The organism is Hydrogenophaga sp. FG152 (assembly GCF_057809615.1).
Genome location: NZ_JBMDKH010000003.1, coordinates 15,666 through 38,762 on the forward strand (window position 1 = coordinate 15,666; position 23,097 = coordinate 38,762).

Consider the following 23,097-nt stretch of genomic DNA (forward strand, 5'->3'; position numbering starts at 1 on the left):
GCGCACTGCGGTGCGAGCTTGTCGGGGAGCGGCCCTGCGCTGCGCTCATGAACCGTGGTGCCAGAACGGGGTGCCCATCACGGGCGTGCTCGGCTGCGCACTGGCCTGGGGCTGCATGGCGCCCGAGCGGTAGGCGGCGCGGCCGGCGCGCACGGCGTCGGCGAAGGCGCCGGCCATGTCCACCGGCGACTGCGCGAGCGCCACGGCGGTGTTGAGCAGCACGGCGTCGAAGCCCCACTCCATCACGGTGCAGGCGTGCGAGGGCAGGCCCAGGCCGGCGTCCACGATCAGCGGCACGCTCAGGCGCTCGCGCAGCAGGCGCATGGCGTAGGGGTTGACCGGGCCCTGGCCCGTGCCGATGGGCGCGGCCCAGGGCATCACGGCCTGGCAGCCCACGTCCACCAGGCGCTGGCACAGCACCAGGTCTTCGGTGCAGTAGGGCAGCACCTTGAAGCCGTCGTTGATCAGCTGGCGCGCGCAGTCCACCAGGTTGAGCGTGTCGGGCTGCAGGCTGTAGTCGTCGCCGATGAGTTCGAGCTTGATCCAGGGCGTGTTGAACACCTCGCGCGCCATCTGCGCGGTGGTGATCACCTCTTGCGTGGTGTGGCAGCCGGCGGTGTTGGGCAGCACCGGCACGGCCAGTTCCTGCAGCAGCTTCCAGAACGCCGCGCCGGCCTCGGGCTGCGCGGCGCCCTGGCGCCGCAGCGAGGCGGTGAGCATGGCGGGCTGTGAGCGCTTCACCGCAGCTTCGAGTGTGGCGGGCGAGGGGTAGCGGGAGGTGCCCAGCAGCAGGCGCCCGGCGAAGGTCTCGCCGTAGAGCACCAGCGGGTCTTCCTGGGCGAGCGGTGGGGTGTTCATGTCCATGGCGGTGTGTCCTCAGCCCCCGGTGATGGGGGCGATGATTTCGATGCGGTCGCCGTCGTTGAGTCGGTGCTGGGCGTAACCCGTGCGGGGCACGAACTGCAGGTTGACGGCGGCGGCGAACACGGCGGGCGGCTCCCAGACGAGCAGCGCGTCGGCCAGCGTGGCGCCTTCGGGCAGTTCGCGGGTTTCCTGGTTGATGATCACGTTCATGCGAGGTTCCGTTCGTTCAGCGGATGACCGCCAGCCCAAGGGCGTCGGCCAGCGGCGAGTGGCCCTGGTCCACCACTTCGAGCGCGGCGTCCAGCACGGCCGGCGCGATCATGAAGCCATGGCGGTACAGGCCATTGATCGCCATTCTGCGCGGTCCGGTGAGGCGCAGCGCGGGCAGGTTGTCGGGCAGGGTGGGGCGCAACTGCACGCCCAGCTCGACGATGCGCGCTTCGCCGAAGCCCGGGTGGACGGTGTAGGCCGCGCTCAGCAGCTCCAGCGTGGAGCGCACGCTGGCGGGCGAGAGGTCGTCGGACTCGATCTCGGTCGCGCCGATCACGAACAGGCCGTCCTGCTTGGGCGCGATGTACAGGGGGTAGCGCGGGTGCACCAGGCGCGTGGGGCGCGACAGGCTCACGCCCGGCGCATGGATGCGCGCGACCTCGCCGCGCACCCCGCGCAAGGCGGGCCACTGCGGCTGCGCGCCCAGACCCCGGCAGTCGAAGAGCCAGGCATCGGGCCCCGGGTCCACCTCGTCGGGCGTGCGCGCCGTGTGCCAGCGCACCGCGACGCCCAGCACCTGCATCTGGTGCGCGAGCGCGGCGAGCAGCTCGCGGTTGTCGAGCTGGCCTTCGTCGGGCAGGTACAGGCCTTGCGCGAAGCGGTGGGCCAGGGCTGGCTCCAGCGCGGTGAGCGCGGCGCCGTCCAGGCGCTGCGCCTGCGGCAGCGAGGGCAGGGCGGCGCTGGTGCGCGCGAGCTGGCCGGCGAAGCGCTCGGCCTCGGCCGCGTCCTGCCGGTGCCAGAGCACCAGCGTGCCGCTCTGCTGGAAGAACACGGGGCGTTCGAGCGTGGCCAGCAGCTGCGGCCAGCGCGCGAGTGCGTGCTGGCCCATGCGGACCACGTTGAGTTCGGTGACGGCCGATTCGGCCAGCGGCGCGAGCATGGCGGCGGCCACGCGCGCGGCGGCGTGCGCGGCCTCGGGGCCGCCCGCGTCGATCACTTCGACGCGGTGTCCGCGCTGCGCCAATGCGCAGGCCAGCAGCCGGCCCATCAGGCCGGCGCCGAGCACCACCGCGTCGGGTTTGGAGGATGCGTTCATGTCAAAGAGGGACTGGAGGAGCGAGGTATGAATCCAGAGCACCCGAGGATCCGGCTTTGCCGGGCCCAGGGTGCGCCCCCTTCGCGCTGCGGAGGGGGAGCGGCGCAGCCGCGCGGGGGGTGTCTCTAGAATCCCTGCCATGAGCAACGAAGCGCAACGTTACACCCGCGTCCTCTCCATCGCCGGCTCCGACAGCGGCGGGGGCGCCGGCATCCAGGCCGACCTCAAGACCTTCGCGGCCCTGGGCTGCTACGGCATGACGGCCATCACCGCGCTGACCGCGCAGAACACGCTGGGCGTGAGCGGCATCCACGGCGTGCCGCCCGAAATGCTCAAGGCGCAGCTGAGCGCGGTGCTCGACGACATCGGGGTGGATGCGGTGAAGATCGGCATGCTGCACGCGCCCGAGATCGTGCGCACCGTGGCCTGGGCGCTGCGGCACTATGAGGTGAAGCAGGTGGTGCTCGACCCGGTGATGGTGGCCACCAGCGGCGACCGCCTGATCGCGCCCGACACGGTGCAGGTGCTGGTGGACGAGCTGTTCCCGCTGGCCACGGTGGTCACGCCCAACCTGGACGAGGCCGCGCTGTTGCTGGGCCGGCCGATTGCCCATGCGGATGAACTCGACGCCGCCGCGCGCGACCTGCTCGCGCTGGGGGCCAAGGCGGTGCTGCTCAAGGGCGGCCACCTGCCGGGCGACGAGGTCGCCGACCTGCTGGTGAGCGGCGACGGGCCCGCGCAACGCCTGGCCTCGCCGCGCATCGCAAGCCGCAACACGCACGGCACGGGCTGCACGCTGTCGTCGGCCATCGCGGCCTACCTCGCGCTGGGCAACCCGCTGGACCAGGCGGTGGCCAAGGCGCGCAGCTACATCCTGCAGGCCATCGCCATGGGCGCCAATGTGTACACCGGCGCCGGTCACGGGCCGCTCAACCACGGCCACGCACCGCTCGCGCTGCACAAGCGGCCCCGGGGCTGAGGCGAAGCGGCGCGACGGCATGCGGTTCAGGCCCGTGCCGGGCTGAGCCCGCCGGCATTGCGCGGCCGCGAGAGCGCGGCGAGCACGAAGGTCAGCGCCAGCGTGGGCAGGGCCGAACCGAGTTGCGGCGCGAACTTCGCGAGCAGGTGGTAGCAGGCGATGCCCAGCACCCACAGCGCGGCGGCGCTCCAGTCCACCGTGCGGGCCGGGCCCGTGGCCACCCCGGTGCCCAGGCGGCCCAGGATCACACCGTAGAGCGGCACGAACACCGAGCTGAGCAGCAGCAGGAAGGGCTCCAGCGTGTGCATGGGCAGCAGCAGCGCCAGGCCGGTGCAGACCACGGCGAAACCCAGGCCGGCGGCGCGGATGCTCCAGCGCGGGCGCAGGCTGTGCACCGAGACCGCGCCCGAGTGCGCGTCGCCGTAGGCGTTGTCCATTTCGTCGAGCAGGATCAGGCCAAGCGCGATCAGGCCGCCCTGCGCGAGCAGCAGCGCGCCCACGAGGTTGGTGCCCGGCTCCACCGTGCTGACCACCAGCACGCCCAGCGCGTAGCACCAGATGTTGGCCAGCGCATAGCCCAGCCAGGTGCCGCCCAGCGTGGTGGCCGTGCGCTTGCCATGGCGCGCGTAGTCGGCCACCAGGGGCAGCCAGGAGACCGGCATTGCGATCACCAGGTCCATGGCCGAGAACAGGCCCATGCCACCAGCGCCGGGCCGGTTCCAGAAGCCTTCGAAACCCTGCGCCTGCAGGCGCGTGCCGAACTGCCAGGTAAGCCAGGCCAGCGAGGCGATCACCAGCGGCAGGCCGAAGCGGCTCACGAAGCGGCGCACCAGCGTGAGCATGGAGCCGGCCATGAGCGCGGTGAGCACGCCGCCCCACAGCAGGGTGGCCAGCAGTTTGCCACCGGTGCCGTCAAGCAGGCCGCCGGGTTCGGCGCCCAGCGCCTGCTTCAGGATGGCGACCGTGCCTTCCTGCATGATGACCAGTTCGAAGGTGGTCCAGCCGACCAGTTGCGCGATGTTGAGCAGCACCGGCAGGCGCGCGAAGGCGCTGCCGTAAGTGGCGTGCATCAGGCCAGCGCTGGACAGGCCGGTCTGGCAGCCCAGGCGCGCCGTCCAGGCCAGCAGGCCGGCGCCGATGATCGAGCCCAGCACGATGGCGATGACCGCGTCGCGCGTGCCCACGGCGGGCACGAGGTAGGCGCCGATCTGCATGACCAGCAGGCCCGTGCCCAGGCTGAACCAGAGGGCGGCGTGTTCGTGGAAGTGGAAGACCCGGTTGCCTTGCGGCACGGGGGTCAGGGCCTGGTTGGCCGGGGACGGGGTCATCGACATGGAAACGCTCCAAGCAGTGTTGAAGCAGGTGGGCTGGGCCGGGTGCCCTGCAGCGAGGCTGGGATCTTCGGCCTGCTTCCCTGCGCGAGGATTACCTCAATCAGGTTCAAAGGGACTCTCTCAGTCGCACCCGGGCAGAAAACCCGGGGCAACACCCCTAGCGGATGCGCCAGCAACGGCGCGGGACGAAGTATACGGCTCAGGCCCCGACGGCCTGGGGAATCCACTGCATGACCTGGTCGAGCGCCACCTGGGGCGTGTCCAGGTGCCCGCCCGGAACTTCCAGCAGTTGGGTCTTCGGGTTCGTCGGCAGTTTGTCGACATAGTAGGCGCGCACCCGGGTGAACAAGGGGTCCTTTTCCCCAACGGCGGTGAGCACGGGCAGGCTCGGCGGCAGCTTCGGTGCGGTCACGCCCATGTCGGCGTCCGACTCGGGGTCGAAGTACGAGAGGAAATTCTTCGCGGTGGTGACGACTGGCTGCTGTCGGCCCTGGTTGATGTCCAGGAAGCGCTGGCTTTCCTCGCCTTTGCCAGCGGCCACCAGCTCTCGCGCGGTGTGGATGCTGTCGCGCACCGGCGTGAGGCTGGGCGACGTGAAATAGCCCTGTGGCACGTGGCCCGGCGCCAGCAGCACCAGCGCATGCGCAGTGCCGCCGCGCGCGGCATGGCTCATGGCGGCCGGCACGCCCATGCTGTGGCCCATGAGCACGATGCGCGTGGCGCCCTGGTCCTGCAGGGCTTTCACGTGCTGGGCGATCTCGGCCATGGCGCCGTCCCAGTGGCCTTGCAGGTAGCGGTTGCGCGACCAGGGCATGTCGGGCAGTGAGACGAGCCAGCCCTGTTTTTCCATTGCGGCCTTCACGGGCGCGTACTGCGGACTGGCGGGACCGCCCGGGTTCTTGCCATGCAGCATCAGCACCCCGATGCGCTCGGCCGCCAGGGCGGGCCGCGCGAACAGGGGGAACAAGGCGAGCGAAGCGAAGGAACGGCGTTTCATGGAACTCCTCGGTGGACAACGGACAAGAAAAAGCCCCGCGAGCGGGGCTTTCACGAAGCCGGGGCTCAGGCCAGCGAGTCGGCCCAGATGTTGCGCGCCCAGGCCATGGCGTACTGGCCTTCGAGCTCGCTCGCCGCGCTGGACAGGCCGCCCGAGCCGGGCACCGTCAGCATGGTCTTCTGCGCCGCGTCGTACTTGTGCACGCTGGCCACGTGCACCACGTCGGTGGCGGTGACGAAGCTGTAGCAGGTGTTGGCGTAGATCGGCAGCGAGGGCGCTTCCTTGCCCTGCAGCAGCGAGACCACGGCGGCCGCACAGGTCTTGCCGTGCTGGTTGGCCATGTGGCCCGACTTGGGCATGCCGGGAGCGATCTGGATCGCGTCGCCGAGCACGTGGATGTTCTTCGCGGCCTTGGACTCGAAGGTCAGGAAGTCCACCTCGCACCAGCGCGCGTTGGCGGTGGCCAGGCCGGTCTTCACGGCGATGTCGCCCGCGCGCTGCGTGGGCAGCACGTTGGCCACGCCGGCCTTGAAGTCGTCGTTGAACTCGAACTTCAGCGTGTTGGTGGCGGCGTCCACGTCCACCAGCTTGTGCTTGGGGCGGTACTCGATCAGGCCCTTGTAGTGCTCGTCCCAGGCCTTCATGAACAGGCCCTTCTTCGAGGTGATGTCGTCGTTGGCGTCGAAGATGACCACCTTGCTTTTCGGCTTGGCCTTCTTGAAGTAGCTCGCCACCATGCAGGCGCGCTCGTAGGGGCCGGGGGGGCAGCGGTAGGGTGCGAGCGGGATGGACAACGCGTACACGCCGCCATCGGGCATCGCCTCGAGCTGCTGGCGCAACGCCAGCGTCTGCGGGCCGGCCTTCCAGGCGTGCAGCACCTTGTCGGTCGCGCCGGGCTTGGCCATGCCGGGCAAGGTGTCCATCATGAAGTCGATGCCGGGCGAGAGGATCAGGCGGTCGTAGGGCAGCTCGCCGCCGCTGGCCAGCTTGACGGTGCGCTTGGCCGGGTCGATGCTGGCCACCCTGTCGCGCACCACCTTCACGCCGTGGCGCTTGCTCAGGTTGTCGTAGGGCGTGGTGATGTCGGCCATGGTCTTGTGGCCGCCGAGCACGAGGTTGGAGATGGGGCAGGAGACGAAGGCCGCGTTGGGCTCGACCAGGGTCACGTCGATGCCGTAGTCGGAGAACAGGCGCACGTACTTGGCGGCGGTGGCGCCACCGTAGCCGCCACCGACCACGACGACCTTGGCGCCGCTGCCGGTGGTGGCGCAGCCACCCATGAGACCCAGGCTGGCGACGGCCGAACCGGCCCCCAGCGTTTGAACGAATTGACGGCGTTTCATGGTGGGGCTCCTTATTTCTTCTGGGCGGCGAAATAACCGGCGATGTCGCCCAGCTGCTCGTCGGTGTAGCCCTTGGCGAGCTGGTGCATGATGGTCGCGGGCCGCTTGCCGGCCTTGAAGTCCAGCAGCTTCTGCAGCAGATCGTCCTTGCCCTGGCCGGCCAGCGAGATGGCGCCGGGCTGCGCGCGGCCATCGGTGCCATGGCAGTTGGCGCAGGCCGCGGCCCACACCTTGATCTGATTGACCTGGGCCTGAGCCCCCATGGCCGCGGCGCAGAGCACGCCCGCCGCCAGCCATTTCATCGTTTTCACCATCGTGGTCTCCTGTGGGGTGTCGAAACGTAAGTGCATCCAAAAATGTAGCAGACGGGCCTTGCGGTGCCTAACTATCCGTAAGTACGCATATTTCGATGGTTCATGCTAGCAGCGGGGCAGGGCGGTGCTCACGGTGTTAACCCTCAGCGGTACGGGTTTATACTAATCCGAATATCAGCAATCACTCATATATTCCCTCATCCCAGGCGACAGGCCATCGCCCACCCACAAGGAATCCCACCGTGTCAACAGACCTGAGTGACGTCATCGGGCGCGTGCTGCCCGCCCCGGAAAACCACCTGAGCACCGAGAAGCTGGAGCAGGCGCGCAAGGCGCGCCGCAGCTTCATGGGCAAGGCCCTCGCCATGGGCGCGGGCGCCGTGACCAGCGCCGCCGCCTCCACGCGCGCCCTGGCCGCCGAAGGCGAAGACGCCATCCTCAAGCTGCCCGCGCACAGCACCGGCCTGGGCCAGCCCGTGGCCACGCTGGGCTACGGCCTGCCCAGCAAGTGGGAAGGCAACCTGCAGCGACGCCAGAGCCCGGGCCTCACGCGCGTGCCCCAGGCTTCGGTGAGCTTCACCCCGCTGCAGGGCCTGTTCGGCATCATCACCCCGAGCGGCCTGCACTTCGAGCGCCACCACCAGGGCTGGTGGGACATCGATCCCTCCCAGCACCGCCTGATGGTCAACGGCCTGGTCAAGCGCGAACGCGTCTTCACCATGGACGACCTGATGCGCCTGCCCAGCGTCTCGCGCATCCACTTCATCGAATGCGGCGCCAACTCCGCGCCGGAGTGGGGCAACGTGGCGCTGCCTTCGGTGCAGTACACGCACGGCATGGTGAGCTGTTCCGAATTCACCGGTGTGCTGCTCTCCACGCTGCTGGAGATGTGCGGCTACGACAAGAAGAACGGCAAGTACGTGCTGGCTGAGGGCGCCGACGGCTCGTCAATGACGCGCACCATCGACATCGACCGTGCGATGGACGACTGCCTCGTGGCCTGGGCCATGAACGGCGAGATGCTGCGCCCCGAGAACGGCTACCCGCTGCGCCTGGTGGTGCCGGGCATCCAGGGCGTGAGCTGGGTGAAGTACCTGCGCCGCCTGGAGGTGGGGGACCAGAAATGGGCCACCAAGGACGAGGCCGTGCACTACATCGACCACATGCCCGACGGCACGCACCGCCAGTACACCGGCATCCAGGAGTGCAAGAGCGTGATCACCACGCCCTCGGGCAGCCAGACGCTGCTGGACAAGGGTTACTACAACATCACCGGCCTGGCCTGGTCGGGCCGCGGCACCGTCAAGCGCGTGGACGTGAGCACCGACGGCGGGCGCAACTGGCGCACCGCGCGGCTGGAAGGCCCGCTGCTGCCCAAGGCGCTGACGCGTTTCAACATCGACTGGGTGTGGGACGGCAAGCCCGCCGTGCTGCAGAGCCGCGCCATCGACAGCACCGGCTACGTACAACCCAAGATCAACCAACTGCGCGCCGTGCGCGGAACGCGCTCGATCTACCACCAGAACGCCATCCAGTCATGGCGGGTCGCTGAAAACGGCGAAGTCTCCAACGTCCAGGTGTATTGATATGAACCACCCCCGCCGCGCTTCGCGCGACCCCCTCAAGGGGGCAACACCTGCGGCCCGGCAGAGCCGGTTCCGCGGTGTTTCTGGAACTTTCCTCGCTTCGCTCGTCATCGGTTTCTCCGGCAGCGCGCTGGCTCAGACGAAGCCCTGGCACGACCTGGGCCGGGACGCAACCAAGGCCGAGGTGAAGGCCTGGGACATCGACGTGCGCCCGGACTTCAAGGGCCTGCCCAAGGGCGCGGGCTCGGTGGCCCTGGGCGAGCAAGTGTGGGAAGCGCAATGCGCGTCCTGCCACGGCAGCTTCGGCGAATCGAACGAGGTGTTCACCCCCATCGTGGGTGGCACGACCAAGGCCGACATCGAGCGCGGCCGGGTGAAGAACCTCGAGCCCGGCAGCATCTTCCCCCAGAAGACCACCATGATGAAGGTGGCCACGCTCTCCACGCTGTGGGACTACATCAACCGCGCCATGCCCTGGAACGCGCCCAAGACGCTCAAGACCGACGAGGTCTACGCCGTCACGGCCTACCTGCTGAGCCTGGCCGAGGTGGTGCCGGCCGATTTCACGCTGAGCGACCAGAACATCGCCGAGGTGCAGAAGCGCATGCCCAACCGCAACGGCATGGTGTTCCACGAGCCGCTGTGGAAGCTCGAAGGCAAGGGCGACGTGAAAAACGTGGCTTGCATGAAGGATTGCCCGGTCGAGGCGACCATCCGCTCCTCGCTGCCGGACTTCGCGCGCGATGCGCACGGCAACATCCAGGAGCAGAACCGCGTGATCGGCCCGGTGCGCGGCGCCGACACCACCAAGCCGCCGCCCAAGGGGCCGGTGGGCAGTGGGCCGGCGCCTGCCGCCGTGGTGGTCGCGGCCGCCCCGGCGGTGAAAGACCCCAAGGCCCTGCTCGGCGCCAACAGCTGCACCGCCTGCCACGGCATGAGCAACAAGATCGTAGGCCCGGGCTTCACCGAGATCCTCGCGAAGCACAAGGGCAAGGCCGATCTGGAGTCCTACCTGATGGGCAAGATCCAGGGCGGCAGCTCGGGCGTGTACGGCGCCGTGCCCATGCCCCCGCAGCCCCAGCTCAGCGAAGCCGACGCGCGCTCGATCGCGCAGTGGATCGTCAACGGCGCGAAGTGAAGGCCATTGGGCGCCCGGGAAGCGGCCTTTCGGCGACGAAAGGTATGCTTCTAAATATTTGCATTTACTCGTAAACCCCATTCCCCCCACGACAAGGAGACCGTACGCTATGTCCATGAAATCGATCCTGCTGTGCCTGGCAGCATCCGGCGCGCTTTGGAGCGCGGGTGCCCACGCCCAGGACGCCGCTGCCGCCAAGGCGCTGGCGACCAAGAGCGCCTGCATGGCCTGCCACGCGGTGGACAAGAAGCTGGTGGGCCCGGCCTTCAAGGACGTGGCCGCCAAGCACAAGGGACAGGCGGGTGCGCTGGACGCCGTGGCGGCGCGCATCAAGTCGGGTGGTTCAGGGGCCTACGGCCCGGTGCCCATGCCCCCACAACCGAATCTGAAGGACGACGAGCTCAAACTGCTTGCCGGCTGGATCCTTGCTGGGGCCCCCCAGTAAACTCACCGCGTTTTTTCATTCTCACCAGGAGCTCCCCATGAACAACTCACGCCGAGTCGCCCTCAAGACCACCGGAGCCTTCGCCACGCTCGTGTCGCTGGGTCTCATCACCCAAAGCCAGGCGCAAGCTGCCGTGGACCGCGCCGGCTTCGAAGTGAAGACCCTGGCCGAGGCACTCAAGGCCGTGGGCGGCACGCCCGCCAACAGCGACCAGGTCACCGTGGTTGCACCCGACATCGCCGAGAACGGCGCCGTGGTGCCCGTGGGCGCCACCAGCAAGCTGCCCAACACCACCGAAATCTACCTGATCGTCGAGAAGAACCCGATGCCGCTGTCGGCCGGTTTCATCATCCCCGCCGGCACCGCCGCCGACGTGCAGACCCGCCTGAAGATGGGCCAGAGCAGCAACGTGATCGCCGTGGTCAAGGCAGATGGCAAGCTCTACTCGGCCACCAAGGAAACCAAGGTCACGCTGGGTGGTTGCGGCGGCTGATCGCCCCCCGAATCCCACGTCTCCCCTCGCAACCCATTCACAGATATCCAGGAGTCCATCATGGCCGATCCGATGCGCATCCGCGCCGCTCTCGCCGGTGACGAAACCACCGTTCGCATCCTCATGTCCCACGTCATGGAACCCGGCACGCGGCGCGACGCGGCGGGTGCCCTCATCCCCGCCCACTTCATCAAGGAAGTGGAGGCCACGCACAACGGCAAGGTCGTGCTGAGCTCGCTGTTCACCGGCTCGGTGGCGCAGAACCCCTTCCTGTCCTTCAAGTTCAAGGGCGCAGCCAAGGGCGACAAGGTCTCCGTGAAGTGGGTCGACACCAAGGGCGACACGCGCACCGACGAAGCGACGATCGCATAACACCCCCGCCGCGCTTCGCGCGACCCCCTCCAGGGGGCGTCACCAGCGGCCCGGCGAAGCCGGTTCCGCGGTGACTCTGGAAGTGTCGCCCCACCGCCTTTTTTGATAACAACGAGGAGACTCCCCATGAAATTCCAGCTTGCTTCAGCCGCGCTGGTGTTCGGTGGCCTGATGGCTGCTGGCGCCGTGCACGCCCAGGACGCGACCGCCGAAGGCATCGCGAAATACCGGGAAATGCTGCAGGACGGCAACCCCGCCGAACTGTTCGAGATGAAGGGGGAAGAACTCTGGAAACAGAAGCGGGGTCCGAAGAACGCCTCGCTGGAACAGTGTGATCTGGGCAAGGGCCCGGGGGTCATCAAGGGCGCTTTCGTGGAGATGCCGCGCTTCTTCAAGGACACCGGCCGCGTGCAGGACCTGGAGACTCGCCTGATCACCTGCATGGAAACGCTGCAGGGCTTCAACGGCGCCGAGATCGCCAAGACGCCGTTCGGCCGCGGCGAGATGGCCAACCTGACGGCCCTGGCCACCTACGTGGCGACCGCTTCCAAGGGCATGCGCTTCAACCTGCCGCAATCGCACGCGCAGGAAAAACTGATGTACGAAGCCGGCAAGCGCATGTTCTTCACGCGCGGCGGCACGCACGACTTCTCGTGCGCCTCCTGCCACGGCGAGAGCGACAAGCGCATCCGCCTGCAGGACCTGCCCAACCTCACCAAGAACCCGGGCGACGGCATCGGCTTCGCGGCCTGGCCGGCCTACCGCGTGTCCAACTCGCAGATGTGGGGCATGCAGCTGCGCCTGAACGACTGTTTCCGCCAGCAGCGCTTCCCCGAGCCCAAGTTCGGCAGCGACGCGACCATTGCACTCGGTGTCTACATGGGCGTGAACGCCAAGACCGCCGAGTCCATCGTGCCCGCCATCAAGCGCTGAACCGGAGACACCGACCATGAACAAAGCCATTGCATTCGCCCTGCTGCCCGTGGCGGCCCTCGCGCTCTCCGCGTGCACCGTGTCGCCTTCGGCCGCCGAGTACGACAAGGCCGCGGCCGACATCATCAAGAACTCCTTCCAGGACCGCGGCATCGCCAAGGTGGACCGCCTGGTGCAGGACGACGCCAACCGCGAGTGCGCAGCCGCCGACGTCGCCGGCAAGACCATCGACCCGGCCGTGGCCAAGGCCATCGAAGCGGCCAATATGAAGACCGTAAAGTGGCCCAGCGACGGCAAGTTCCTGGGTGACTGGAAAGAGGGCGAGAAGATCGCGCAGAGCGGCCGGGGCATGACCTGGACCGACAAGGCCGGTGACGCCAACGGCGGCAATTGCTACAACTGCCACCAGATCAGCAAGGAAGAGATCTCCTTTGGCACCCTGGGCCCGAGCCTGTACAACTACGGCAAGCTGCGCGGCGTCACCGACCCGAACAGCGCCGGCGGCAAGGCCATCGTGGAGTACACCTGGGGCAAGCTCTGGAACTCGCGCGCCTACAACGCCTGCTCGCAGATGCCGCGCGTTGGGCACATGGCCATCCTCAACGAGAAGCAGCTCAAGGACGTGATGGCCCTGCTGCTGGACCCGGCCTCGCCCGTCAACAAGTGAGCGATCGGCCCCGGCTGCGCAGCGCAGCCGGGGCCCTTCAAAAAAATTTCGCTCAAATATCAGTCATCAGTTATCAATCAAGGACAGAGATGAGTTTCAGTCGCCGTGAATTCATGCAGGTGCTCGCCGTGGCCAGCGCCACCGGCATGGCCCTGAACCACCGCGATGTGCTGGCCGCCGCGCCCGGCGCGGGTGAAAAGCTGTACGACGTGCCGACCTTCGGCAACGTGAGCTTCCTGCACTTCACCGACTGCCACGCCCAGCTGCAGCCGATCTACTTCCGCGAGCCCAGCGTCAACCTCGGCGTGGCCGAGGCCGTGGGCCGCGCGCCGCACATCGTGGGCGAGAAGCTGCTCAAGCACTTCAACATCAAACCGGGCACCGCGAATGCGCACGCGTTCTCGTACCTCAACTTCAGCCAGGCCGCGAAGACCTACGGCAAGGTGGGTGGCTTTGCACACCTGGCCACGCTGGTCAAGCAGCTGCGGGCCAGCCGCCCGCACGCGCTGCTGCTCGATGGCGGCGACACCTGGCAAGGCTCGGCCACCTCGCTGTGGACCAACGGTCAGGACATGGTCGACGCCTGCAAGCTGCTCGGTGTGAACATGATGACCTCGCACTGGGAACACACCTTCGGTGCCAAGCGGGTGCAGGAGATCGTGGAGAAGGATCTCAAGGGGAACATGGAATTCCTCGCGCAGAACATCAAGACCACCGACTTCGAGGACATGGTCTTCAAGCCCTACGCGATGCGCGAGATGAACGGTGTGCAGGTCGCCGTGATCGGCCAAGCCTTCCCGTACACCCCCATCGCCAACCCGCGCTACATGGTGCCCGACTGGACCTTCGGCATCCAGGACGAGCACATGCAGAAGATGGTCGACGAAGTGCGCGGCAAAGGTGCGCAGGTCGTCGTGGTGCTCTCGCACAATGGCATGGACGTGGACATCAAGATGGCCTCGCGCGTGCGCGGCGTGGACGCCATCCTGGGCGGCCATACGCACGACGGCATGCCTGCCCCCACCATCGTGAAGAACGGTGGCGGCCAGACGCTCGTGACCAACGCCGGCTCCAACAGCAAGTTCCTGGGTGTGCTCGATTTCGATGTGCGCGGCGGCAAGGTGCAGGACTTCCGCTACAAGCTGATGCCCGTGTTCTCCAACCTGCTGCCGGCCGACGCCGAGATGCAGGCCTTCATCGACAAGGTGCGCGCGCCCTACAAGGACAAGCTCGACGAGAAGCTCGCCGTCACCGAAGAGTTGCTGTACCGCCGCGGCAACTTCAACGGCTCGTGGGATCAGCTCATCTGCGACGCGCTGATGCAGAACAAGGGCGCCGACATGGCCTTCTCGCCCGGCGTGCGCTGGGGCACCTCGCTGCTGCCGGGCGACACCATCACCTACGAGCGCATGATGGACCAGATGGCCATGACCTACCCGGCCACCACGCTCAACGAGTTCACCGGCGAGCAGATCAAGACCATCCTCGAAGACGTGGCCGACAACATCTTCAACCCCGACCCCTACTACCAGCAGGGCGGCGACATGGTGCGCGTGGGCGGCATGCAGTACACGGTCTCGCCCAAGGCGGCGATGGGCCAGCGCATCAACAACATGATGCTCAAGGGCAAGCCCATTGAAGCCGGCAAGACGTACAAGGTCGCGGGCTGGGCGTCGGTGCAGGAAGGCGCCAAGGGCGAGCCGATCTGGGACGTGGTCTCGGGCTACCTGCGTGACAAGAAGGTCATCAAGGGCGTGAAGATCAACAGCCCCCGAATCATCGGCATGGAAGGCAACCCAGGCATGGCGGGGTGAGAAACACCCCCCTGCGCCGCTTCGCGGCTTCCCCCCTCCGTGGCGCGCCTTCGGCGCTTCGAGGGGGAACGACACCTGGGGCCGGCGCAGCCGGACCCTCGGTGCCCCTGGTGAGGGTTGCCTCTCTCGTTGAGGCTCGGTAAAACGCAAAAAGCCTCCCGCCCGTTGCCGGGCGAGAGGCATGAAACCTTGGAAAAGGTAAGGAAGTAACTTACTGACGCGGGAGCGCCCGATCAGAAATCGTGGCGCACGCCGACCGAGTACATGCGGCGGTCGGTCGTGGTGACACCAGCGCCGTTCTCCACGTCGCCATCCAGGTAGGCGCCGTACACGCGGGTGCGCTTGGACAGGGCATAGGTCACGCCAGCGGACAGCGCGGAACCTTTGGCGGTCGTGGCACCTGCGGTGTTCTCGGCCTTGCTGTAGGCGTAGCCCACCGAGAAGTCCAGGTTGCCCACCGGCACGTTCACGCCGATGGCGTAGCCGTTGGCCTTGGCACCGTTCTTGATTTCAGCGCGGTTGTAGCCGGCCGACAGGCGGGCCACGCCGAAGTTGTACGCGCCACCGACGGTGGTGTACTCGCGGTTGTTGGCCTTCTGTTCCTGGTAGCCCACACCCACATCCAGATTGCCGGCGCGGTAGCGCAGGTTGAACGCGGTGGTGTCGGCCTTCACGGTCGCGTCTTCGTCCAGGCCGTAGCTGGCGCCGAGGCTGAAGCCGCCGAAGGACGGCGATTCGTAGCGGATCTGGTTGCTGGCGCGGCTCGAGTAGTCGGCCACACCGGCGGTGTAGGCGATCTTGGTCGGGCTGAATTCCGAGTCCCAGAGGTTGCTGCTGACGCTCAGGTCGCGGATGTCGTCGAACGAGGTGTCGTGACGGCCCAGCTTGACCGTGCCGAAGCCGCCGCTCAGGCCGACGATGGACTGGCGATCGAATGCGCTGCCAGCGGCTTGCGTGCCGGCGCTGCTGTCAAAGCCTTGCTCCAGACCGAAGATCGCTTTGAGGCCGCCACCCAGGTCTTCGCTGCCGCGCAGGCCCCAGCGGGTGGACGACAGGTTGCCACTGAACATCTGCGTGCTGCTCACGCCATTGACCTTGTTGGAACCGATCGAGGTGTCGATGCGGCCGTACAGCGTGACGTTGGACTGCGCCAGGGCGGCGCCCGTGGTGGCCAGAACGGCCAGAGCGACGAGGCTCTTCTTCATTTGGATGCTCCGATGAAATTGCACGGGGGACCCGTGGAGGTCCCCTTGCTCCCTGCACCATGCAGGAAGTCCTGCGTATTTCATCGAAGTGCGGCGAAAACTCTGTGACACCGGCCGCCCGCAAGCGGGTTTGCCCCGAGATACAACACATGGCCCTGCGACGTGCCAGGGCTGTCATCACCGCGCCATAAAAAGGGCAGCAACTAGAATGACCTGCACCATGACACACGACATCATCGTTCTCGGCGCGGGCATGGTCGGCGTGGGCTGCGCGCTGCACCTGCAGGCCCGGGGCCAGTCCGTCGCCTTGCTCGATCGCCGTGCGCCCGGGCTCGAAACCTCCTACGGCAACGCCGGCATCATCCAGCGCGAAGCCATCGCACCCTATGCCTTGCCGCGCGACCTCGGCTTCCTCTTGTCGGGGGCCACCAACCAGCGCGTCGACGTGCGCTACCACGCCGGTGATGCCGCGCGCATGCTGGGCCCGCTGTGGTCCTACTACCGCCACTCGGCAACCGGCCCCTATCAGCGGATCTCGCGCGAGTACGAGACCCTGATTGCGCTCTCGCTGGACACGCACGCGCCGCTGATGCGCGACGCGGGCGCCGAGGATCTCGTGGCGGGGCAGGGCTACCTCATGCTTTACCGCAGCGAGCGCGAACTGCACGAATTCTTCGAAGTGGCCGACGAGCGCGCCCAGGCCGGCGTACACCACCTCAAGCTCACGGGCGCGGACGTGGCGCGCGAAGAGCCCGCGCTGGTGGGCGAGTTCGCCGGCGCGGTGCGCTGGACCGACCCCGTGGCCATCCGCAGCCCGGGCGACCTGGTGCAGGCCTATGCGCGCCTGTTCGAACAACGCGGTGGCGCGGTGCACCTGGGTGACGCCCTGGGCCTGCGCCAGAGCGGCTCGGGCGGCTGGCAGGTGGACACCGCCGACGGGCGCACGCTCTCGGCGAAGCAGGTGGTGGTGGCGCTGGGCCCTTGGACCCTGCAGCTGACCTCGCGCTTTGGCTACACGGCGCCCATGATCCCCAAGCGCGGCTACCACATGCACTACGCGCGCCTGCCGGGAAAGACCCTGCACAGCACCGTCATCGATGCCGAATACGGCTACGTGGTCGCGCCCATGAAGGACGGCCTGCGCCTCACCACCGGCGCCGAACTCGCGAACGTCGACGCGCCGCGAACGCCGACGCAGATCGATGCCGCCGAGGCGATCGCGCGCCAGAGCTTCCCGCTCGGCGAGCGCGTGGACCCCGAACCCTGGATGGGCACGCGCCCCTGCATGCCCGATATGAAGCCCGTCTTCGGCCCCGTGCCCTCGGTGCCCGGCCTGTGGTGCGCGTTCGGCCATGGGCACCAGGGCTTCACGCTGGGGCCGGTGACGGGGGAGCTGCTGGCAGCGATGATGACCGGCGCCACGCCGCGCGTGGACGTGCGGCCGTTTTCGCCGGCCCGGTTCGCGTAGGCGGGCCGAGCGAGGCGCGGCCGCCCGGCCGGTTCAGTCGTCGCCGGCGGCCAGCAGCGAGCGCCAGATCAGCGCGCCCAGCGCGGCACCCACGATCGGCGCCAGCCAGAAAAGCCAGAGCTGGTCCAGTGCGACGGCCGGGCCGAACAGCGCCGGGCCGGTGCTGCGCGCCGGGTTGACCGAGGTGTTGGTGACCGGGATCGAGATCAGGTGGATCAGGGTCAGGCACAGGCCGATGGCCAGGCCGCCGAAACCGGCGGCCGCGCGCTTGGCCGTGGCACCGAGGATGACGAGCAGGAACACGGCGGTGAGCACCACCTCGGTGATCAGCGCCGCCGTGAGGCCGTAGCCGCCGGGCGAGTGCGGGCCGTAGCCATTGGTGGCGAAGCCGCCCACACTGGCGCCCGGCTTGCCCGTGGCGATGAGGTACAACACGCCGGCCGCCACCACGGCGCCCAGCACCTGCGCGATCACATAACCGGGCAGCTCGGCCGCGCGGAAGCGGCCCCCCAGTGCGAGGCCCACCGAGACCGCTGGATTGAAATGGCCGCCGGAGATCGGTCCGAAGGCGTAGGCGCCGGTCAGCACCGTCAGGCCGAAAGCCAGGGAGACGCCGGTGAAGCCGATGCCGAGCTGGGGAAAGGCCGCCGCCAGCACCGCGCTGCCGCAGCCGCCCAAGGTCAGCCAGAAGGTCCCCAGAAATTCGGCAGACCACTTCTTCAGATTGCTGTGTTCCATGCTGTCTCCAAGTCGGGTTGTTCGGCCTGTTGCCACAGGGCGTGGGCGGATTCTAGGTCGACGCCGACGGGCGCGCGCACGGCCGCGCCGCCCCAAAGAAAAAGCCCGCCATGGATTTCATGGCGGGCTTTTCAGCGTTTGTTGGTGCCGGAGAGATGAATCGAACACCCGACCTTCTCATTACGAATGAGCTGCTCTACCGACTGAGCTACACCGGCAACGCCTAAGATTATAGCCCGATGTGGATCAGGCTTCCCGGTGGTAGGCGGTGACGCGCTCGACCTCGTTCTTCGAGCCCAGGATCACACTGACGCGCTCGTGCAGCTTGCCGGGCACGATGTCCAGGATGCGCTCGCGGCCGTTGGTGGCGGCGCCACCGGCCTGTTCGATCAGCCAGCTCATGGGGTTGGCCTCGTACATCAGGCGCAGCTTGCCGGGCTTGTTCGGTTCGCGCTTGTCCCAGGGGTACATGAAGATGCCGCCGCGCGTGAGGATGCGGTGCACGTCGGCCACCATGCTGGCGATCCAGCGCATGTTGAAGTCCTTGCCGCGCGGGCCTTCCTGGCCGGCGAGGCATTCATCCACGTAGCGCTTCACCGGGGTGTCCCAGTGGCGCATGTTGCTCATGTTGATCGCGAATTCCTTGGTGTCGGCCGGGATCTTCACGTTTTCCTGGGTCAGCACGAAGGAGCCCTGCTCGCGGTCGAGCGTGAACATGGCCACACCGTCGCCCACGGTGAGCACCAGCGTGGTCTGCGGGCCGTACACGCAATAGCCAGCGGCCACCTGGTGGGCGCCGCTCTGCAGGAAGTCCTGCTCGCTCACGCCGGCACTGCCGTCGGGCTTCTTGAGCACGCTGAAGATGGTGCCGATGCTGACGTTCACGTCGATGTTGCTGGAGCCGTCCAGGGGATCGAACAGCAGCAGGTACTCGCCCTGCGGGTAGCGGTTGGGCACCACGTAGATGCTGTCCATTTCCTCGCTGGCCATGGCGGCGAGGTGGCCGCCCCATTCGTTGGCCTCGATCAGCACCTCGTTGGCGATGATGTCCAGCTTCTTCTGGACTTCACCTTGCACGTTCTCGGTGGTCGCCGCGCCGAGGACGCCGCCGAGGTCGCCCTTGTTCACGGCCTGGCTGATGCTCTTGCAGGCGCGCGCCACCACTTCGAGCAGCAGGCGCAGCTGGGAGGGGATGTGGCCGTCGACGCGTTGCTGTTCGACGAGGTAGCGGGTGAGGGAGATGCGTTGGGTCATGTGGGGTTTCCGTGTCAATCGGCCAAGGCGCGGGTTACTACTTCGCGCACGTCGTTGCTCAGGTCGGGCTTGGCGGCCACGCGGGCGATGGCTTCGCGCGCCGCACCGCGGTAGGGTTCGGCCAGCTTCTTCCAGCGATCGAGCGCGCGCGCCAGGCGGGCGGCAACCTGCGGGTTGAAGGCGTCGAGTTCGACCACGCGCTCGCTCCAGAACAGGTAGCCCGCCGCGTCGGCGCGGTGGAATGCGCCCGGGTTGGCGCTGCAGTAGCTGAAGATCACGCTGCGCGCGCGGTTGGGGTTCTTGAGGTTGAAGTCCGGGTGCGCCATGAGCTTGCGCACCGTCGGCAGCACGTTGCCCGCACGGTCGGGCGCACCCGCCTGCAGGGCGAACCACTTGTCGAGCACCAGGGCCTCGTCGCGGAACAGGGCGTGGAAGCGGGCCAGCGCATCGCGGGCGAGCGCGTGTTCGCTCACCACCAGGGCCGACAGCGCGTTGAAGCGGTCGGTCATGTTGCCGGCGTCCTTGAAGTGCTGGTAGGCCTTGCCCGGCCAGACGGCGTCGCCGTGGTGGCGCGCGGCCAGGCACAGCATGGTGAGCGACAGGCCGGCGAGCGCGCGGCGGCCGGTGCTCACCGGGTCGGGGTGGTAGGCGCCGTTGTCCTTGTGGTGCTCGAAGGCCCAGGCCCAGTCGTCCTGCAGGGCGGTGGCGAGCTGTTCGCGCATGGCTTCGCGCACCGCGTGCACGCGCTGCGGGTCCACCTCGGCGAGCTGTTCGGCGATGTAGGTTTCGCTCGGCAGCGTGAGCACGAGTTCCTTGAACGCGGCGTCCAGGTGCTGGTGGCGCAGCACGTCGCGCATGGCGCCGAGGAAGGCGCCGTCGAGCGGGGCGGTGGACGCCGGGCCTTCGGCCAGGATGGCCATGAGCGCGCGGCGCAGGGCCAGGCGCTGGCCGGCTTCCCAGCGGTTGAACGGGTCAGGGTCGGCCGCGAGCAGGGTGAGCAGCTGCGCATCGGTGTAGTGGCATTCGAGCACCACGGGGGCCGAGAAGCCGCGCAGCAGCGAGGGCACGGGCGCGCTGTCGAGGTTCACGAAGGTGAAGCTCTCGCTGGCCTGGGTGAGCACGAAGGTGCGGCTGCCGGCCTCAGCTTGCGTCCAGTGCGCCAGTTGCAGGGGCAGTTGCTGGCCTTCGGGGCTGAGCAGGCCGAGCGAGACCGGGATCACGAAGGGTTCCTTGGCCGCCTGGCCCGGCGTGGGCATGCAGCTTTGCGACAGCGTGAGCGTGTAGCTGCGCGCGGCGGCGTCGTACACGCCTTCGGCGCGCACGTGCGGCGTGCCGGCCTGGCTGTACCAGCGCTTGAACTGGGGCAGCAGTCGGTGCAGGTCGCTCTCGGGGTTGGCGTCGGCGATGGCCTGGGCGAAGTCGTCGCAGGTGACGGCCTGGCCGTCGTGCCGCTCGAAGTACAGCTTCATGCCCTTGGCGAAGCCCTCGCGGCCGACCAGGGTCTGCATCATGCGCACGACCTCGGCGCCTTTTTCGTAGACGGTGACGGTGTAGAAGTTGTTGATCTCGGAGTAGCTGTCGGGCCGCACCGGGTGGGCCATGGGGCCGGCGTCCTCGGGGAACTGTGCGGTGCGCAGCACGCGCACGTCCTCGATGCGCTTGACCGCGCGCGCCGAGGGCTCGGCGCACAGGTCCATGCTGAATTCCTGGTCGCGGAAGACGGTGAGACCTTCCTTCAGGCTGAGCTGGAACCAGTCGCGGCAGGTGACGCGGTTGCCGGTCCAGTTGTGGAAGTACTCGTGGCCCACCACCGATTCAATGTTGGCGAAGTCGGTGTCGGTGGCCGTGGCGGCGTTGGCCAGCACGTACTTGGTGTTGAAGATGTTGAGGCCCTTGTTCTCCATCGCGCCCATGTTGAAGTCGCTGGTAGCGACGATCATGAAGCGCTCCAGGTCGAGCGGCAGGCCGAAGCGGGCCTCGTCCCAGGCCACGCTGGCGATGAGCGAGTTCATCGCGTGCTCGGTCTTGTCCATGTCGCCGGGGCGCACGTAGACCTGCAGCAGGTGCTTGCCGCCGCTGCGCGAGGTGATGCGCTGCTCGCGCGCCACCAGCTGGCCGGCGACCAGGGCGAACAGGTAGCACGGCTTCTTGTGCGGATCGACCCACTTGGCGAAGTGGCGGCCGTCGGGCAGGGCGCCTTCTTCCACCAGGTTGCCGTTGGACAGCAGCACCGGGTACTTGGCCTTGTCGGCGCGCAGCGTCACGGTGTAGCTGGCCATCACGTCCGGGCGGTCCAGGAAGTAGGTGATGCGGCGGAAGCCCTCGGCCTCGCATTGCGTGAAGAAGGTGCCCTGGCTCACGTACAGACCCATGAGCTGCGTGTTCTTCTCGGGCACGCAGATCGTGAAGATCTCCAGGTCGAAGGCCTCGCTGCCCTCGGGGAGACTCTCCAGCACCAGCTGGCTGCCTTCGATCTTGAAGGAGCAGCCGGCCCCGTTGACCAGCACCCGGGCGACGCTGAGGTCTTCGCCGTCCAGACGCAGGGCCTGTGCCGGCACGTCCGGGTTGCGGCGCAGGCGCATGCGGTTGAGCACGCGGGTCTTGGCCGGGTCCAGGTCGAAGCTGAGATCGACGGTGTCGATCCAGTAGGCCGGGGCGGCGTAGTCCTCGCGGCGCACCACGGTGGTGGGGCCTTCACGCAATGAGCTCATGGATCAAACTCCCTGTTTGAGTGATGCTTCGATGAAGGGGTCGAGGTCGCCGTCCAGCACCTTCTGCGTGGCGGAAATCTCGACGTTGGTGCGCAGGTCCTTGATGCGGCTGTTGTCCAGCACGTACGAGCGGATCTGGTGGCCCCAGCCCACATCGGTCTTGCTGTCTTCGAGCTTCTGCTGTTCTTCCATGCGCTTGCGCATTTCGTGGTCGTACAGGCGCGAGCGCAGGCGCTTCCACGCCACGTCGCGGTTGCTGTGCTGGCTGCGGCCGTCCTGGCACTGCACCACGATGCCGGTGGGGATGTGCGTGAGGCGCACGGCCGAGTCGGTCTTGTTGATGTGCTGGCCGCCCGCGCCCGAGGCGCGGAAGGTGTCGGTGCGCACGTCGGCCGGGTTGATGTCGATCTCGATCGAGTCGTCCACCTCGGGGTAGACGAAGATGGACGCGAACGAGGTGTGGCGCCCGCCCGAGGAGTCGAACGGGCTCTTGCGCACCAGGCGGTGCACGCCGGTTTCGGTGCGCAGCAGGCCGAAGGCGTACTCGCCTTCCACCTTGATGGTCGCGCTCTTGATGCCGGCGGTGTCGCCCTCGGTCTCGTCCTCGATGGTGGTCTTGAAACCCTTGCGTTCGGCGTACCTGAGGTACTGGCGCAGCAGCATGCTGGCCCAGTCGCAGGCCTCGGTGCCGCCCGCACCGGCCTGGATGTCCACGAAACAGTTCAGCGGATCGGCCGGGTTGTTGAACATGCGGCGGAATTCGAGCTTCTCCACCTCGGCGGCCAGCTTGGCGGCTTCGCTTTCGATGGTAAGCAGGCCGGCGGTGTCGCCGTCCTCGCTCGACATCTCGAACAGCTCGGTGTTGTCGGCCAGCTCGCCGGTGAGGCGGTCCAGCACCAGCACCACGTCTTCCAGGGATTTTTTCTCGCGGCCCAGGTCCTGGGCGCGCTTGGGGTCGTTCCAGACCGTCGGGTCCTCGAGCGCGGACTCGACTTCCTTCAGCTTCGATGCCTTGGCATCGTAGTCAAAGATACCTCCGGAGCTCGACCACCCGGGTGGTCAGGTCTTCGAGCTGGCTTCGGATGGCGTTGCTGCGTTCGGCTTCCATGGGACTGTTTCCTGCTGTCTGTGTACAA

At 67.7% G+C, this 23,097-nt stretch carries 22 protein-coding genes, 1 tRNA gene and 1 riboswitch; of the genes, 10 read left to right on the forward strand and 13 right to left on the reverse strand.

Going from position 1 to position 23,097, the window contains the following annotated elements; translation table 11 throughout:
- Positions 1 to 45 precede the first annotated feature (45 nt).
- Genes ACODTB_RS04940 through ACODTB_RS04950 form a run of 3 tightly spaced genes read right to left on the reverse strand, consistent with a single transcriptional unit; the run spans position 46 to position 2,170 of the window.
- Positions 46 to 858: a thiazole synthase gene (locus tag ACODTB_RS04940; protein WP_488929170.1), complete on the reverse strand. Its 813-nt coding sequence runs from the start codon at positions 856 to 858 to the stop codon at positions 46 to 48.
- A gap of 18 nt (positions 859 to 876) precedes the next feature.
- Positions 877 to 1,074, reverse strand: coding sequence for a sulfur carrier protein ThiS (gene thiS, locus ACODTB_RS04945; protein ID WP_291121245.1), 198 nt, complete (start codon positions 1,072 to 1,074; stop codon positions 877 to 879).
- 16 nt (positions 1,075 to 1,090) lie between these two features.
- The gene (locus ACODTB_RS04950) at positions 1,091 to 2,170 is read right to left on the reverse strand and encodes an FAD-dependent oxidoreductase (RefSeq protein ID WP_291121243.1); all 1,080 of its coding nucleotides are present in this window, start codon (positions 2,168 to 2,170) and stop codon (positions 1,091 to 1,093) included.
- Positions 2,171 to 2,309: 139 nt separating this feature from the next.
- Here ACODTB_RS04950 and thiD point away from each other — a divergent pair, with 139 nt between their 5' ends.
- A complete protein-coding gene (gene thiD / locus ACODTB_RS04955; RefSeq protein ID WP_291121241.1) occupies positions 2,310 to 3,149 on the forward strand; it encodes a bifunctional hydroxymethylpyrimidine kinase/phosphomethylpyrimidine kinase in 840 nt (279 codons plus the stop codon).
- 26 nt (positions 3,150 to 3,175) lie between these two features.
- On the opposite strand, the gene ACODTB_RS04960 is transcribed toward thiD, so the two are convergent.
- The 4 genes from ACODTB_RS04960 to ACODTB_RS04975 all read right to left on the reverse strand — a co-directional run bounded on the left by ACODTB_RS04960 (position 3,176) and on the right by ACODTB_RS04975 (position 7,137).
- Positions 3,176 to 4,477 carry a purine-cytosine permease family protein gene (locus ACODTB_RS04960; protein ID WP_488929171.1) on the reverse strand — a complete coding sequence of 434 codons (1,302 nt, stop codon included), beginning with the start codon at positions 4,475 to 4,477 and terminating at the stop codon, positions 3,176 to 3,178.
- A gap of 66 nt (positions 4,478 to 4,543) precedes the next feature.
- Positions 4,544 to 4,652, reverse strand: a riboswitch (TPP riboswitch).
- Between the two features lie 30 nt (positions 4,653 to 4,682).
- Positions 4,683 to 5,480, reverse strand: coding sequence for an alpha/beta fold hydrolase (locus ACODTB_RS04965; protein ID WP_291121237.1), 798 nt, complete (start codon positions 5,478 to 5,480; stop codon positions 4,683 to 4,685).
- A 65-nt stretch (positions 5,481 to 5,545) separates the two neighbouring features.
- Positions 5,546 to 6,823 carry an FCSD flavin-binding domain-containing protein gene (locus ACODTB_RS04970; RefSeq protein ID WP_291121235.1) on the reverse strand — a complete coding sequence of 426 codons (1,278 nt, stop codon included), beginning with the start codon at positions 6,821 to 6,823 and terminating at the stop codon, positions 5,546 to 5,548.
- Between the two features lie 11 nt (positions 6,824 to 6,834).
- Positions 6,835 to 7,137, reverse strand: coding sequence for a c-type cytochrome (locus ACODTB_RS04975; RefSeq protein WP_291121233.1), 303 nt, complete (start codon positions 7,135 to 7,137; stop codon positions 6,835 to 6,837).
- A 242-nt stretch (positions 7,138 to 7,379) separates the two neighbouring features.
- On the opposite strand from ACODTB_RS04975, the gene soxC reads away from it, so the two are divergent.
- From soxC to soxB, 8 genes are all read left to right on the forward strand, one after another.
- Positions 7,380 to 8,723: a sulfite dehydrogenase gene (soxC, locus tag ACODTB_RS04980; RefSeq protein ID WP_291121231.1), complete on the forward strand. Its 1,344-nt coding sequence runs from the start codon at positions 7,380 to 7,382 to the stop codon at positions 8,721 to 8,723.
- A 1-nt stretch (position 8,724) separates the two neighbouring features.
- Entirely contained in the window at positions 8,725 to 9,861 is a 1,137-nt protein-coding gene (locus ACODTB_RS04985) for a c-type cytochrome (RefSeq protein WP_488929132.1), read from the forward strand.
- 115 nt (positions 9,862 to 9,976) lie between these two features.
- Positions 9,977 to 10,306, forward strand: a complete 330-nt coding sequence (locus ACODTB_RS04990; protein ID WP_291121227.1) for a c-type cytochrome — start codon at positions 9,977 to 9,979, stop codon at positions 10,304 to 10,306.
- Between the two features lie 37 nt (positions 10,307 to 10,343).
- Positions 10,344 to 10,799 (forward strand): thiosulfate oxidation carrier protein SoxY, encoded by a 456-nt coding sequence (gene soxY, locus ACODTB_RS04995; RefSeq protein WP_291121225.1) that lies wholly within the window; start codon positions 10,344 to 10,346, stop codon positions 10,797 to 10,799.
- 60 nt (positions 10,800 to 10,859) lie between these two features.
- Positions 10,860 to 11,171 carry a thiosulfate oxidation carrier complex protein SoxZ gene (soxZ, locus tag ACODTB_RS05000; RefSeq protein ID WP_291121223.1) on the forward strand — a complete coding sequence of 104 codons (312 nt, stop codon included), beginning with the start codon at positions 10,860 to 10,862 and terminating at the stop codon, positions 11,169 to 11,171.
- A 126-nt stretch (positions 11,172 to 11,297) separates the two neighbouring features.
- Positions 11,298 to 12,104 (forward strand): sulfur oxidation c-type cytochrome SoxA, encoded by an 807-nt coding sequence (soxA, locus tag ACODTB_RS05005; RefSeq protein ID WP_488929133.1) that lies wholly within the window; start codon positions 11,298 to 11,300, stop codon positions 12,102 to 12,104.
- 16 nt (positions 12,105 to 12,120) lie between these two features.
- Positions 12,121 to 12,771, forward strand: coding sequence for a sulfur oxidation c-type cytochrome SoxX (soxX, locus tag ACODTB_RS05010; RefSeq protein ID WP_291121222.1), 651 nt, complete (start codon positions 12,121 to 12,123; stop codon positions 12,769 to 12,771).
- Between the two features lie 89 nt (positions 12,772 to 12,860).
- Positions 12,861 to 14,585, forward strand: a complete 1,725-nt coding sequence (gene soxB, locus ACODTB_RS05015) for a thiosulfohydrolase SoxB (protein ID WP_291121220.1) — start codon at positions 12,861 to 12,863, stop codon at positions 14,583 to 14,585.
- 233 nt (positions 14,586 to 14,818) lie between these two features.
- Here soxB and ACODTB_RS05020 read toward each other — a convergent pair whose 3' ends face one another.
- Entirely contained in the window at positions 14,819 to 15,790 is a 972-nt protein-coding gene (locus ACODTB_RS05020) for a porin (RefSeq protein ID WP_488929134.1), read from the reverse strand.
- A 220-nt stretch (positions 15,791 to 16,010) separates the two neighbouring features.
- Between ACODTB_RS05020 and ACODTB_RS05025 the strand changes: the two genes are divergently transcribed.
- Positions 16,011 to 17,258, forward strand: coding sequence for an NAD(P)/FAD-dependent oxidoreductase (locus tag ACODTB_RS05025; RefSeq protein WP_291121216.1), 1,248 nt, complete (start codon positions 16,011 to 16,013; stop codon positions 17,256 to 17,258).
- Positions 17,259 to 17,291: 33 nt separating this feature from the next.
- On the opposite strand, the gene aqpZ is transcribed toward ACODTB_RS05025, so the two are convergent.
- The 5 genes from aqpZ to prfB form a co-directional block, all read right to left on the reverse strand.
- Positions 17,292 to 17,996, reverse strand: coding sequence for an aquaporin Z (aqpZ, locus tag ACODTB_RS05030; RefSeq protein ID WP_488929135.1), 705 nt, complete (start codon positions 17,994 to 17,996; stop codon positions 17,292 to 17,294).
- Between the two features lie 142 nt (positions 17,997 to 18,138).
- Positions 18,139 to 18,214 (reverse strand) — tRNA-Thr (locus ACODTB_RS05035).
- Positions 18,215 to 18,242: 28 nt separating this feature from the next.
- Positions 18,243 to 19,250 carry a class 1 fructose-bisphosphatase gene (locus ACODTB_RS05040; RefSeq protein WP_488929136.1) on the reverse strand — a complete coding sequence of 336 codons (1,008 nt, stop codon included), beginning with the start codon at positions 19,248 to 19,250 and terminating at the stop codon, positions 18,243 to 18,245.
- A 14-nt stretch (positions 19,251 to 19,264) separates the two neighbouring features.
- Positions 19,265 to 21,961 (reverse strand): aminopeptidase N, encoded by a 2,697-nt coding sequence (pepN, locus tag ACODTB_RS05045; RefSeq protein WP_488929137.1) that lies wholly within the window; start codon positions 21,959 to 21,961, stop codon positions 19,265 to 19,267.
- Positions 21,962 to 21,964: 3 nt separating this feature from the next.
- A protein-coding gene (gene prfB / locus ACODTB_RS05050) for a peptide chain release factor 2 (protein WP_291121839.1) occupies positions 21,965 to 23,069 on the reverse strand; the annotation gives its coding sequence in 2 pieces (ribosomal slippage) (positions 21,965 to 22,987 and positions 22,989 to 23,069; 1,104 coding nt in all).
- Positions 23,070 to 23,097 lie beyond the last annotated feature (28 nt).